The sequence below is a fragment of the Streptomyces sp. NBC_01537 genome (genome assembly GCF_045040445.1).
Lineage (GTDB): Bacteria > Actinomycetota > Actinomycetes > Streptomycetales > Streptomycetaceae > Actinacidiphila.
In genome coordinates this window covers 205,567-218,863 of record NZ_CP109392.1, presented here as the reverse complement: position 1 = coordinate 218,863, position 13,297 = coordinate 205,567, and the positions used below count along the sequence as shown (strand labels likewise).

The window sequence follows — 13,297 nt, the reverse complement described above, 5'->3', positions numbered from 1 at the left end:
CTGGCGGTATTCGGGGTACTGGGTACAGCACCATGGGGGTATGGGATCAGGGGGAGGCGGTGCCCGGCCGGGAGTTGTCGGTCTGCGATACGTTCTTCTGCTCGTCTGCTGCACCGGTGCGGCCCTATTCGTTGCGCACGCCTTCCGTCTCGGCGTCGCGGCGACGGCGGTCATCCCGGTGCTCCTGGGCCTTGGCCCCATCTACCTGGGATGGGCGGCCTTCCGGCACGACCGGGCAGAGGCCGCCGACGTGCTTACCCCGCAGTCCGCTGCGGCTGCTCTGGCGGCAGCGGTCCGCCAGCAATGGGAGGCCGAGGCGGAGATCCGCAGGCTCAACGACCCCTATCCGCTGCCGGTCGCCTGGCGGCCGGCCGACGCCGACCTGGTCGAGGACTGGTCCCTGCTGTGCTCCACGGCGCGGGCCTGGCCCGGCGGCCCGCCCGCAGACCCCGCATACTGGCCCACCGCGGCCGACGGGCTCGCCGGCCATGACGGACAGATCGGGGACGTGTACGCCTCCCGCACCCCGACACGTCGGCTGGTGGTCCTCGGAGAGCCCGGCGCGGGCAAGACCATGCTCCTGATCCGCCTGCTCCTCGACCTGATCGAACGACGATCGGCCGACGACCCGGTCCCCGTGCTCTTCACACTGGCCACCTGGAATCCTGCCTTGCGCACCCTGCACCAATGGATGGCCGACCAGCTGCGCCAGAGCTATCCCGGGCTCATCACCTCTGCCCCCGCGGACCCGGTGACCCAGCAGGACCAGGATCTGGCCCAGGCCCTGCTCGACGGCCGGTGGATCCTGCTGATCCTCGACGGCTTCGACGAACTGCCCCCTGCGCTGCGCACCCTGGCACTGGACGCCGTCAACCGCTCGCTGCCGCTGAAGCAGCCGGTGGTGCTCTCCAGCCGCGCTGCCGAATACCGTGAGGCTCTCCGGCAGCCGGGCCAGGCGGTGTGCCTGAACGGGGCCGCCGGCATTGAGTTGCTGCCTCTGCCGCCCGAGCAGGCGGCCTCTTACCTGCGCCGTACCGCCGGGGAATCCCTCACCGGCAGCGGCGGGCGCTGGCGGCCGGTGGAGGACCAGCTCGGCACCTCCAGCCCGCTCGGCCGGGCCCTGGGTACTCCGCTGGGCCTGTTCCTCGCCCGCGCGATCTACAACCCACACCCCGCCGTGGCCGTTGGCTCGCCGCCCGACCCGGCCGACCTGTGCGCCGCCGATCGGTTCCCGGCCCGCCAGGACATCGACCGGCACCTGCTGGGCGGCTTCGTCAACGCCGCCTACGGCCCGGACGCACCGCAGGCGCACCGTGCTCTGGCCCTGATTGCCCGGCACTTGGAGGACAACTGCGGAGGTTCTCCCGACATCGCCTGGTGGGAGCTGCGGAACGTGCTGCCGCCGCAGCGGATCGCCCGCACCGTCGCAGCCAGCCTTGCCGGCACCATTTTCGTGGTCTGCACTCTTGCCGCGTTCATGACCGCCTCGCTTTCGCTGGGCCTGTGGGGAGACGTTCTGTACTGCGTTGCCGAAGGCATCTCTTTCGGGCTCGTGACCGGATTGACCCTGGCCGGATCGGACCGCCGGCTGGTGGCCGTCGCCTACGCCGTGGCAGCGGGCACCCAGGACCTGATCCTGCGCGTACCCGCGTGGGCGGTCGTCGACGTTGTCGCGGCGGGGGCCACCATCTGGTGGGGATACCCCGTTCTGGGCCGTGCGGCGGCCAGACTGCGGCACGCTGGACCTGTACGGAGCCTGGCGCTTGGTCTGCTAGGTGCGCTTGTCGGAGGGGCCATCAGCGGCGCCCTCTCCTTCGTCCTTCCCACAGGCTCACCGCTCCCCGCGGAGTCGTTCGCGCTGGGACTGCGCGACGGCATCGTGACAGGCCTGTTCCTCGGCCTCGCGTACGCGGCACGCATCGGTCTTGAGGCGCCGTCGACGAGCCCCGGCGGTCGATTGGTGTGGAAGTGGAGCTGGCCGGGATTCCTGGCCGCACTCCTGTTGGGCGGTATGGTGACGCTCATGGCCGTGGTTGCCGGACAGGCCACGCCGCCATCCCCCTTCGACGACTCGCCTTATGGCGCCTGGAGCGCGGTCGTTCTGGCGGGCCTGGTCGTCGCGCTGGTCGTGGGTCTCGCCAGCGCTGTCGGCTTCGGTCTGGCAGTCCTGCGCCCGGAGCTGGCCACAGTGGTCGGGCCGAGGACTGTGCTGGCGCGGGACCGTGCAGTGAGCGTGGCCATGGCGTTGTCGACGGGCGGCATCTTCATGGTCATCTTCGGCCTGTCATGCGAGCTGGTGCAGGTGACTGCGGGCGGCGGTATCGGGTCGACGTCCTTCAGCTTGCTGTGCGGACTGATCGGCGCTGTCCTTGGGGGGTTGCACCGCACGTCGTTCGTGTCCTTCATGGTCACCCAGCGCCACCTGGCCCGGCGCTACGCGTTTCCGCCTGACGCGATGGCGTTCTTGGAGGACGCTCATCTCCGCAGGGGGGTCCTGCGGCAGGTGGGACCGGTGTATCAGTTCCGTCACATCGAACTACAGAGGCATCTCGCCGAGCAGTCGCTAACGGTCTCAGGTCTCACCGGGTAGAGGATTGTGGGTTCGGCGCGTTGGCGAGCCAGTTGCAGCTGGGCGGGGACGGGGACACGACCCGTCCAGGGTCGCGGCGTCGGCAGGTTCGAGAACTGCGTCCTCATCGAGCGCCCCAAGCAGGCTGTGGCCTGATCGCACGTCAACCGGCCCGCACCCCTGGATTACTCCAGCTCGCAGGAGTGAATGCCAGTCCCGACAAAGGAATCGGCCTGATGAACCAACTTCATGCCTACATCGACGCCTGGCGACGTCACGATATTGGCGGAGTACTGGCCACGTTGACCGACGACTGTGTGATCACCGAGTGCTACGGACCCGTCTACCGCAGTCGGCAACGGGTCGAACAGTGGATGCGAGCGTGGTTCGGTGCCGGTGGTTCGGTCGATGGCTGGGAGATCACCTCGCAGGCGACTGCTGGGGAGGCTTTGGTCGCCGAATGGATCTTCTCCTGCACCTGGCAAGGAGAGGCAGCCACCTTCCAAGGCGCAACGATCGCCAGGCTTGAAGGGGAGAAGATCGCCTACCTTCGGGAGTACGCCACCTCAGCGTCGCTGTACGACTGGACGGGCGCCTGGCGCGATTGACATCCACAAGTCTTGACGATTGCTCGGCGTCGTGGCCGGGGGGTTCACTGACCCCGCCGGCGTCCGCAGAGGGTTCAGAAACCTGCACGCGAAGACCGGCTCACCAGCCGCTGCACTGAAACCGTCCCGTCCCGGACCAGGTCGGCGCTCCGCCGGCGCACTGCTGCTGGCGGACTGGCTCGCGGCGCCCCCCCGCCCTGGCTGCGGTGCGTCGCGGCGAGCTATCCGCTGCTCGCCCCGCCGCCGGGCTGGGGGATCACCGGTTCCCGTTTCCGTCCCGCCGACGCGGTGCGCGCCGCCGGGCGGCTGCCGATCGTGCTGACCCGGGTGGAGCTGGAGCGGCCGCAGTTCGCGGCGACGGTCGAGGAGTTCCTGACCACCGCCACGGACTGCGGGGCCGCCGTCGAGGTGGTCGACGTACCCCTCGCGCACTACGGGTTCGAGACCATCGACCACACCGACCGGACCCGCGACGCGGTCGCCCGCGCGGCGCGGTCCGTACTGGGCCACCTTCAGCCGGCAGACCTGACCTACCCGAGCTGTTCCACTGTCACGCACTCAGAGCGCTGACCCGACCTGCGGTGAGGTTGCCGCAGGTGTGCTCGATCCAACGGTCCGGGTGGAACCTGCGTGGTCCAGGCGGGGCGTACGCAGCGAGCAGGTCGGTCAGTTCCAGCAGCCGGCGGACTGCTCCCAGCTACACAGTCAACGGCTGACGGCCGCTTGCTGCTCCCGACAGAGCCGTTGACCACTACTCTCATCGGCTCCGGCCGTTCTGCGGACCGGTCGCCGTCCGGTGTGCTGCTTGCGGGTACACCGGGGGGCCGGCCTGATAACCCCCGAGTAGGGGGATCGTGCCGCTCTCGTCCAACACCGAAACGGCGAACGGCCGGTCGAGACGCACCGGTACCGTCCGCAGTAGCTGCCCCGGGCCGTCGAAGTACATGCGGTTTGCCCGGTCCGGATCCTCGGTGTCGTCGGCCGCGGCCTTGGAACGCATGCCTTCCTCGCCGATCTGTATGAGGCAGCTCTGGAGGGCCCGGTCGCAGTGGACCGGCTCGGCGAACATCCGGGGGAGTTCGGCCGATGGAGAGAAAAGGCGCTCCACCCCGAGCGCTGCCAGATGGGGTGTCACATCGACGTGGCCGGCGAGCGAGTGGCGTGGTAGCTCCAGTAGCACCGCCTCGGGGTGTCTGCTGCCGCGGCTCCCACGGACCTCTCTCCCACGGGCGGCCGGGGCCCATGAGGCCGCTATCACCGCCGCGGGCGGGACCTCTCGGTTCTCACTGAGCGCGAAGCGGACCCTGACCGGCTGCGCGGTAGGCTCCGCAGCCCCGCCCCGCGCACGGGCCCGCAGTTCGACCACCGTGACCCGGCCATGCGGCCGCGTCACAGTCCAGGCATCCTCGACCGGCAGTTCCCCGACCATGGCGGGCACGTGGTGGGTCACTCCCTGTGCGTCGGTGAAGGGGAACTCGCGTGTGAAGTACGGGTCAAAGGGCTGCTCCCACTCCGCTTCCAGCGCGACAGCGTTGACGAGGAGCGCCCCGGGCGCGGGGTCAACGCCCGCTGCCGCATGGTCGAGCGGGCCGTTCCTACTGCGGAGAACCCACTGATGGAGATCATGCGGGCTGTCAGGGCCGGGGTGCCCGACCCCGACCCCGGCCCCGAAGCCGGCCGCGGCCGCGAAGCCGGACCACGGCATGCGGAACTCCGGCCGTACCGGAAGCCGGCTCAACAGCCTCGTCGCGGCGATGAACGCACCGCCCCGGCCCAGTTCGCAGCCCGCGACGTGCTCCGCGCCGACCGGACCGACGACTCCCCTCAGCTCCTCGCGAGTCGCTCCGTCCGCGCAGGCTTGCATGGCGGCCAGCGCGAGCCACAGACCGGCAGGAGAGCAGATCACGTCTTCCCTGCCGCCACGGATCACCGGATCGTCGAACAGCAACTCCAGCCACAGCTCGCCCAAGGCCATGATTGACCCGATGCCGTTGGTTTCCGTTCGCACGACGTCCTCCTCTCGGCAGCCGCGCAGGGAGCCACGGCTGTGGCATGGCAGCGCGTTCCGCAGTGTTCTCGGCGAGGTTATGCGCGCAGGCGGCCCGTTCCTGCCGGCATCCCGGCTTGCCCATGTCTGCCAGCGCGAGATCGATTGCTGGTTCGGCACGCTGCTCCGGGAGGACCGCCGTCGCGCTCGTTCCACTGGCTGTTGAAACTCCGGACTCAAGGGCCCGCAGGCGGTTCGTTGTCACTGACACTCTCGGCCTGCTTGTGCTCCTGCATGTGGTCGCGGCCCCGGAGTCCGGGACCGCGTTGGTGCGAAACGGCCATTCAAGTGTCGCGGCCCGGGGTGTGGTCCTCCAAACCTCGCTGGAGGGCTGCCTCGTGAAGCTGTGTCATCTCGTGGGCATGGGCGCGATCCGCTTCCTCCCCGGAGAAATTGACGAGCACGCTGCCGTCCGGTGCCCTCACGGTCTGCTTGACCCCGTAGTCGTAGGTCTCCCCGCTTCCCGACTGCCACTTGTGGCTGGCGATGGAGATCTCGGACCACCGGAAGGGGCGCAGGACATCGAATTGGGCCACCACCACGCCGTCCTCGAAGCAGTACAGGCGGGGCGTGGGACCACCAGGTCGCCGAGCATAGGGAAACCACGCTGCGCCGCCGAGGCACAGCACGGACATGGTCAGGCCGGGGATGATGAACAGAAGGTAGGCCCAGAGGGCGCCCCCCGAAGAGGCGCGCATGATTGCGACCACCGAGCCCCATCCCATGAAGGCGCCCATGGGCACCAGGGCGATGACGGCATTGTTGTAGGCGGGGCACGCGAGAGTCACGTAGCGGCCGTAACCGGCGGCCGTCCCCATCGCCACCGCCTTGTCACGCTCCCGCACAATGCCCCCGAACGCTCCTGGTGTCCCGCCCGCGCGCTTTGAACTCCTCCCGGAAGGACGCTGTCGACCCCTGGGCCGTTCCACCACCCGACCGACTGGGCACAGCCGGGCAGCGAACCCGGCGGGCGGCTCCGCGCTGCGGCCTTCGGCCTGGTGATGAGACGGTTCCACGACGATCGCCTGCCTCAGAAGCTGTGGCTCTATCGATCCTGGTGGGCGTGGGTTCGAGTGCGGCTTCCCGGTCCGGTGATCTTCGATCGCGGCGTGCATGAGAGCAGGGAGCCGGCCTGTTCCTCATGCCCGAGGAGGCCGGCCACGCAGGGCACTATCGGATCCACCGGCTGCTGAACCGCATCGAGTGGGATGCCGATGAGATCCTGGACGATATGCGCGGGCTGCATGGGATGGAACGGACTTAGGAATTCTTCCAGCGGGTTGTCGATCTGCGGCCCTGCCATTCGTCATCCCGGTGTTGCCGCATCACGGGCAACGCGCGAACCCGACGAAAGAGGAGTCCACCGTGAAGTACATGCTGCTGATCATCGGCACCCAGGACGCCGAGCCCGCGACGACCGAAGCCGACCACGGCCTCATGGAGGCGTTCATGGCGTACCACAAGGCGGTTTACGACGCTGGCGTCATGGTCGACAGCAACGTGCTGGACTCCTTCGAGACCGCCACCTCCGTCCGGGTGGGCGCGAGCGGGGAGCGCATCGTCACCGACGGGCCCTTTGCCGAGACCCGGGAGTATCTGGGCGGCTATTACATCCTCGACCTTCCCGATCTGGATGCCGCGATCGACTGGGCTGCCCGTTGCCCCGGGGCCCGGGCCGGGCGGGTCGAGGTGCGCCCGATCCAGGACTTCAACCTGTCATGACCGACGGGCGGGCGGCCGGCACGGTCGAGGCGGTGTTTCGTGAGGAGCGGGGCCGCCTGCTCGCCATGCTCGTGCGCCAGTTCGGTGACCTCGACCTCGCCGAGGATGCCGCGTCCGAGGCTGTCGAGGCGGCGCTGGAGCGCTGGCCCGTCGACGGGGTGCCGGCGACCCCCGTGGCCTGGTTGCTCACCACCGCGCGGCGCAAGGCCGTCGACCGGTTGCGGCGGGACAGAGCCTTCGCCGCGCGACTCGCGATCATGCACGTCGAGGCGCGGCAGCTCGTCCGCGCGGTGCCCGAGCGGGAGAGCGACGATGCCCCCGACGAACGGCTGCGCCTGTTCTTCACCTGCTGCCATCCCGCACTGTCGGTCGAGGCCCAGATCGCGCTGACGCTCCGGTGCCTCGCGGGGCTGTCCACACCCGAGGTGGCGCGGGCCTTTCTGGTGCCGGAGGCCACGATGGCGCAGCGGATCGTGCGGGCCAAGCGCAAGATCCGCAACGCGCGGATCTCGTTCCGTGTGCCCGAGGCTGACGAGTTGGCCGGGCGTCTGCCCGGTGTGCTGCGAGTGGTCTACCTGATCTTCACGGAGGGCTACGCCGCCAGCGCGGGCGAGGACCTGGTGCGGGCCGACCTCACCGACGAGGCGGTCCGGCTGGCACGCATCCTGCGCCGGCTGTTGCCCGCCGAGCCCGAGGTGAGCGGGCTGCTCGCGCTGCTGCTGCTGGTCGACGCCCGCAGAGCTGCCCGCGTCGACGCTGCGGGGGAACTGGTGTCGCTGGAGGACCAGGACCGCGCTCTGTGGGACGCCGACCGCATCGCCGAGGGACGCGACCTGGTCGTCGCCGCTTTGTGCGGGCCGCACGCCGGCCCGTACGCGCTGCAGGCGGCGATCGCTGCCGTGCACGATGAGGCTGCCGACGTCGCCACAACCGACTGGCCACAGGTCGTGGCGCTCTACGACGTGCTGGCGCGGGTGTCGCCGTCGCCGGTGGTCGAGCTCAATCGGGCGGTGGCCGTGGCGATGCGCGACGGCCCGGAGGCTGGTCTCGCGGCGTTGGACGCGCTGAAGGCCGACGCGTTGCGGGGCTACCACCCGCTCCCGGCTGCGCGGGCGGATCTGCTGCGCAGACTCGGCCGCACTGCCGAGGCGGCCGCGGCCTACCGGGCCGCGCTCGAGCTCGTCGACAACGAGCGGGAGCGGGCCTTCCTGCGCAGGAGACTGGCCGACCTCTGATCACTGACAAGTTCCTCCACCCGCACCCGGGCAGCCGTCTCCCGCTCCTGCAGCAAACCCATGACCGAAGCCACCGGCCACCTCCACATCATCCAGGACGAACAGAACGGCCCATCCCTGCCTCGGCCACACGGAGACCATGCCTGACCAGCGGAGACTCAACGGTCATGACCGGTAGGACAACGACTTCTGACTGCAGTCAGGGGCATCAGGGCCAAGTTCTGAAGGCGAGAGGTGACTCCACTCCGGAGGCGTGCGCAACGGAGATTTCGGATGTTCTAGCAGCGGTCGACCTCCTGAACTGGCTGTGACGTTGTTCAGCGGCCCCGGCGTGACGGCTTCGAGCGGCCCCAGTCGGTGCAGATTCTGTGCCTTCTCGACGTCGTGAAGTGGCACCGGGGGACGGCTTGCTCTGGGACCGGCATGGGCATCAGGCGTCCTGAATCGGTGCGAGGGCGACGGCATGATTGTCCGGATACTCACCGGCACCTGTATCCCGACCGGGCTTGATCCGCTTTGACGGACATCTGAGATCAGGGGTTCTGCCCCGGGAGGATGTCCATCATGGAGAGCATGGGGAAGAAGAAGCCTCGGCCTCGCCGTTCGTTCACGTCGGAGTTCAAGGCCGAGATCGTCGAGCTGTGCCGGCGTGGTGACCGCTCGGTCGGTCAGATCGCCAAGGACTTCGATCTGACCGAGACCGCAGTACGGCTGTGGGTCAGCCAGGCCGAGGTCGACGCGGGCGAGCGCGACGGCCTGACCAGCAGTGAACGTGAGGAGCTGGCCGCGCTGCGGCGGGAGAACCGCCGGTTGCGCGAGGACGTGGAGGTCCTCAAGCGGGCCACGGCTTTCTTCGCGAAGGAGACCCGGTGACGGTGCACCCGTTCATCGAGGCGGAGAAGCAGGGCGGTCACAGCGTCAAACGGGCGTGTGAGCTGCTGAAGGTCTCCCGTGCCGCCTTCTATGCCCGCCGCACCGGCACCCCCGGTCGCCAGGCGGTCCGTGACGCTGAGCTGACGGAGCAGATCACTGAGGTCCATACGAGGTCGCGCGGAACCTGTGGAGTCCCACGTGTCCATGCCGTGCTCAAGCGGGAGGGTGCCGGATGCGGCCGCCGTCGTGTCGCGCGGCTGATGCGGGCTGCAGGGCCGGCATCGCAGACGACGGCACCCGACCACGATCCCCGATCCGCGGGCCGCCTTGCGACCCGATCTGATCGTCCGGGACATCCAGCCCGACCCGGCCGGGCTGGATGCCCGCTGGTGCGGTGACATCACCTATATCCCGACCGGGGAGGGCTGGCTCTACCTGGCCACCGTCATCGACATCGCCTCGCGCCGCGTGGTCGGCTGGGCCACCGCCGACCACCTGCGAACCGAGCTGGTCGTCGATGCCCTCACGGCTGCCTGCCGGCAGCGTCGCCCCACCCACCCGGTGATCTTTCATTCGGACCGCGGGTGCCAATACACCAGTCGTCAATTCGCCATTCTGGCAGACCAGTTCGGAGTCCGGCTGTCGGTCGGCCGCACTGGCCAGTGCTGGGACAACGCGCTCGCCGAGTCGTTCTTCGCCACCATCAAACGCGAGTTGCTCGGCACCACCGCCTGGCCCAGCCGGGCCGCTGCCCGCACCGCGATCTTCGACTTCATCGAGGGCTGGCACAACTTGCACCGACTGCACAGCAGCCTCGGCTACCGCAGTCCCGCCGAATACGAGACCGCACTCGCAGCCTGACCATCACACCGATTGTGTCCGTCAAAGCGGAACAAGCTCACCGGTGCCCACCACGCCATCCTCGGCGTCGCCCGGCTCCATAACCTCGTCCAGACCGCGTAGCCGCTGCCACGGTCGGGAGGTCCGGCGCTCCCGTAACGACCAAGGGACCTCAGTCGGCGTCCAGGACGAAGAACAGGAAGCTCGGGCTGGTGGTGAGAGAGCGGAACTCGTCGGGGAACAGCTCGCGGGCGGCCGGTACGGGCTGTGGCTCGCTGATCACGGAGATCCGGAAGCCGGCCGTGGTAAAGGCGTCGGTCATTGCGTGCAGCGGCCGGTTCCAGAAGCTCATCAGGGTGGTCTGGCCGCCCATGGTCCACTCTTCGGTCCAGTTGTAGGTCGCCAAGTAGTTGGGCTTGCGCCCTTCCATGCGGTGGAGGCCATAGATGGCAAAGGGATGGTCGACGGACGCGATGAGCCGGCCGCCGGTCTTGAGCACGCGCCGCAACTCGGTCAGCGTCGGGCACCAGTCCTCCAAGTAGTGCAGCACCAGGGAGGCTACGACATCGTCGAACGCATCGTCGGGGAAGGGAAGTTTGTCACCCAGGTCGGCCACCTGCAGGTCCGCGCCCTCGCCGAGCCGCTTCCGGGCCAGCTCTAGCATCCCGGTGCTGTTGTCGATGCCGGTCACGACAGCGCCCCGGTCGCGCAGCTCCGCGAACAGCGGGCCCGAGCCGCAGCCGGCGTCCAGGATCCGCCGCCCGCTCACTTCCCCGGCGAGGGCCAGCATTGCAGGCCGCTCGTAATAGGCGTTCTGGATGCCGGTCTCGTTCCCGGCCGTGTACGCCACGGCGAGAGCGTCATAGTCGTTGGCCTCGGACGGGTGTGCGGACGCAATGTGCTTCTGGGGCTCAGTAGGCATACGGTCCACCCTTGCCTAGCAGCCTCCAGCGACGCCAGCCAATCGAGTGAACACGCGCATAACCACGGCCCACCTGACCTGCTATGACCGGATATCACATCACTGCGACAGCACCTGTAGGTCGTGGACGCCGACCTCGAGCTTCCCGGCCGCCCCGCATCGTGATCACTGATCGCGGCTCACCGCCATTGCGGGACAAGCCTTGGTTGACCGTCAGGCGAAGGCTGGAGGCTTCTTCGACGGCGGCGAGACCGTTCTTCAGCCGGTAGTCGGGCCTGTCGTCGGCGTACGGGTTCTCTTCTGTAGGCATGCGCGGCTGGGTCCCGACCATGTGTAGGCAAGCCATTCTGACTCCCAATCAACCCCGGCAAATGCAGAAGGGATGACCAGCCGGATCAGTGAGAACCCGCGCCCTGGCGGCCTCATGAGGCTGGTGATCCGGCTTGCCCGCGCCCAGCTCCAGCAGCCGGGCCTCGGCCTCGTCCAGATCCACGACGTCGAAGCAAAGGTGCAGCTGCTGGGGAACGGTCTGGTCAGGCCAGCGCGGAGCCCGGTAGCCGTCGACCCGTTGAAAACCAATGAAGAGGCCGTCCTCACGGTTGAGACCTGCGAAGTCGGCGTCCGACTTCGGGTGGGGTTCTAGGCCGGTGGCCTGCTGGTAGAACGCCGCCAGGGCCAACGGATCAGGGCAGTCGAGTGTTATCGCGCTCAACTTCATCTGCAGGGCCATGACACCTCCGGGCTGACTACTGGACTTCCGCAATGAACATCCTAGAGACGGCTGCCTACGGATGAGCGGGACACCGACGACCCACTCGGTCCCAGATAACCGTAGACACCGCAGGTCAAAGCCTCGCGGTCACGTCCTCTGGAGTGGTGTATCGACGGCCACTCGGTGATCTGGTTTTGAGGCTATGCGGTGAGTTCGGTGGGCAGGGTGGTCTCGTCTGTTTCTGACTCGATCGGGTGGAGGCGGGCTTTGGCGAGGAGTTCGATGCCCATGTAGCGGCGGGCTTCGGTCCACTCGTCGTTCTGCTCGGCCAGGACTGCTCCGACCAGGCGGATCAGGGCGGTGCGGTCGGGGAAGATCCCGACCACGTCGGTGCGACGCCTGATTTCCTTGTTCAGCCTCTCCTGCGGATTGTTGGACCAGATCTGCCGCCAGATCTCGCGCGGGGAGGCAGTGAACGCCAGCAGGTCGTGCTGGGCGGCATCCAGGTGGGCTGCGGCCTTGGGGAACTTGGCTTCCAGCGCGTCCAGGACGTGCCGCATCTGGGCCTGGACGGCTTCGGCATCGGGCTGTTCGAAGACGGTCCGCAGCAGCGTGGCCACCCAGGGCTGAGCGGACTTCGGAACCTGGCAGAGCAGGTTGCGGGCGTAGTGCGTGCGGCATCGTTGCCACGAGGCTCCGGGCAGGACGGCGCCGATGGCGGCGATCAGGCCGGTGTGGGCGTCGGAGACGACGAGCTGGACTCCGGACAGGCCGCGGGCGGTCAGGGAGCGCAGGAAGGCGAGCCAGCCGGCGCCGTCCTCGGTGGTGGCGACGTCGATGCCGAGGATCTCGCGGTGGCCGTCGGCGTTGACGCCGACCGCGATCAGGGCGTGGACGTTGATGATGCGGCCGCCCTCGCGGACCTTCTGGGTCAGTGCGTCGACCCAGACGAACGCGTAGGGCCCGGCGTCGAGGGGCCGGTTGCGGAACGCGGCTACTTGCTCGTCGAGGTGCTTGGCCATCGCGCTGACCTGGGATTTCGACAGCTGGGTGACCGAGGGACTCGGCGAGTTTCTCGACCCGGCGGGTGGAGACGCCGAGCAGGTAGGCGGTGGCGATCACCGAGATGAGGGCCTGTTCGGCCCGGCGGCGGCGTTCGAGGAGCCAGTGCGGGAAGTAGCTGCCCTGGCGCAGCTTGGGGACGGCGAGTTCGACGGTGCCGGCCCTGGTGTCCCACTCGCGTGGGCGGTAGCCGTTGCGGTGGTTGACGCGTTCGTCGCTGACCTGCCCGTATTCAGCGTTGCAGAGGGCATCGGCCTCTGCGGACATGAGGGCGTCGGCGAACGTTTTGACCATCGCGCGCAGCAGATCGGGACTCGCCGCGGCGAGGTTGTCCTCGGCGAGGGCGTGCAGGGGCAGACTGTCTGGTGCGGTCATCGTGCTGATCTCCTTCGAGGCTTCGACACTTCGAAGATCAGCCGGTGGCCGTTCATCTATGCGGGCACCATCCCGATGCCGGAGCAAACCCCCGGATCAGGTCGAACCCGTACACCACTTCCCAGGACGCAACCGAACCTCTATCCCGGATCTGCCGCAGACGCCAGCGCTGGCACGCGAAGGTGACCGATCCCGGGGAGTGCCTGCGCCCTACGGTCCGGCACCCTCGTCTAACGCTCGGCGCACGTCATGAGTCCGTGTTGCGGGAGCGAGTATCGGCGAGTGATACGGCCAGGTCACAGCCTTGACCGATGGCACCCAAGACAACAAGC

At 68.5% G+C, this 13,297-nt stretch carries 13 protein-coding genes and 1 pseudogene; 9 read left to right on the top strand and 5 right to left on the bottom strand.

Annotated elements, in window-relative coordinates; translation table 11 throughout:
* Positions 1-40 precede the first annotated feature (40 nt).
* From OG607_RS01090 to OG607_RS01080, 3 genes are all read left to right on the top strand, one after another.
* Complete coding sequence (locus OG607_RS01090; RefSeq protein ID WP_405717515.1) at positions 41-2,590, top strand: NACHT domain-containing protein; 2,550 nt, start codon at positions 41-43, stop codon at positions 2,588-2,590.
* Between the two features lie 215 nt (positions 2,591-2,805).
* Positions 2,806-3,177: a nuclear transport factor 2 family protein gene (locus tag OG607_RS01085; protein WP_405717514.1), complete on the top strand. Its 372-nt coding sequence runs from the start codon at positions 2,806-2,808 to the stop codon at positions 3,175-3,177.
* 288 nt (positions 3,178-3,465) lie between these two features.
* Positions 3,466-3,747, top strand: a complete 282-nt coding sequence (locus OG607_RS01080; protein WP_405717511.1) for a hypothetical protein — start codon at positions 3,466-3,468, stop codon at positions 3,745-3,747.
* A 187-nt stretch (positions 3,748-3,934) separates the two neighbouring features.
* Here the strand turns inward: OG607_RS01080 and OG607_RS01075 are convergent, their stop codons facing one another.
* Complete coding sequence (locus OG607_RS01075; protein ID WP_405717508.1) at positions 3,935-5,185, bottom strand: serpin family protein; 1,251 nt, start codon at positions 5,183-5,185, stop codon at positions 3,935-3,937.
* A 323-nt stretch (positions 5,186-5,508) separates the two neighbouring features.
* Positions 5,509-6,069, bottom strand: a complete 561-nt coding sequence (locus OG607_RS01070) for a hypothetical protein (protein ID WP_405717506.1) — start codon at positions 6,067-6,069, stop codon at positions 5,509-5,511.
* Positions 6,070-6,365: 296 nt separating this feature from the next.
* Here OG607_RS01070 and OG607_RS01065 point away from each other — a divergent pair, with 296 nt between their 5' ends.
* The 6 genes from OG607_RS01065 to OG607_RS01040 all read left to right on the top strand — a co-directional run bounded on the left by OG607_RS01065 (position 6,366) and on the right by OG607_RS01040 (position 9,915).
* On the top strand, positions 6,366-6,488 hold the full coding sequence (locus OG607_RS01065) for a hypothetical protein (RefSeq protein ID WP_405737491.1): 123 nt from the start codon (positions 6,366-6,368) through the stop codon (positions 6,486-6,488).
* A gap of 110 nt (positions 6,489-6,598) precedes the next feature.
* A complete protein-coding gene (locus OG607_RS01060; RefSeq protein ID WP_405717503.1) occupies positions 6,599-6,946 on the top strand; it encodes a YciI family protein in 348 nt (115 codons plus the stop codon).
* Positions 6,943-8,181: an RNA polymerase sigma factor gene (locus OG607_RS01055; RefSeq protein WP_405717500.1), complete on the top strand. Its 1,239-nt coding sequence runs from the start codon at positions 6,943-6,945 to the stop codon at positions 8,179-8,181. The genes OG607_RS01060 and OG607_RS01055 overlap by 4 nt, the downstream gene beginning before the upstream one ends.
* A 564-nt stretch (positions 8,182-8,745) precedes the next feature.
* A complete protein-coding gene (locus OG607_RS01050) occupies positions 8,746-9,054 on the top strand; it encodes a transposase (protein ID WP_405717497.1) in 309 nt (102 codons plus the stop codon).
* Entirely contained in the window at positions 9,051-9,452 is a 402-nt protein-coding gene (locus tag OG607_RS01045; protein ID WP_405717494.1) for an IS3 family transposase, read from the top strand. The genes OG607_RS01050 and OG607_RS01045 overlap by 4 nt, the downstream gene beginning before the upstream one ends.
* The gene (locus OG607_RS01040; RefSeq protein WP_405736465.1) at positions 9,361-9,915 is read left to right on the top strand and encodes an IS3 family transposase; all 555 of its coding nucleotides are present in this window, start codon (positions 9,361-9,363) and stop codon (positions 9,913-9,915) included. Before OG607_RS01045 ends, OG607_RS01040 begins: the two co-directional genes overlap by 92 nt.
* A 151-nt stretch (positions 9,916-10,066) precedes the next feature.
* Here OG607_RS01040 and OG607_RS01035 read toward each other — a convergent pair whose 3' ends face one another.
* From OG607_RS01035 to OG607_RS01025, 3 genes and pseudogenes are all read right to left on the bottom strand, one after another.
* The gene (locus tag OG607_RS01035) at positions 10,067-10,816 is read right to left on the bottom strand and encodes a class I SAM-dependent methyltransferase (protein WP_405717491.1); all 750 of its coding nucleotides are present in this window, start codon (positions 10,814-10,816) and stop codon (positions 10,067-10,069) included.
* 358 nt (positions 10,817-11,174) lie between these two features.
* Positions 11,175-11,546, bottom strand: coding sequence for a VOC family protein (locus OG607_RS01030; RefSeq protein ID WP_405717489.1), 372 nt, complete (start codon positions 11,544-11,546; stop codon positions 11,175-11,177).
* A 182-nt stretch (positions 11,547-11,728) separates the two neighbouring features.
* Positions 11,729-12,965, bottom strand: a pseudogene (locus OG607_RS01025) (IS256 family transposase).
* Positions 12,966-13,297 lie beyond the last annotated feature (332 nt).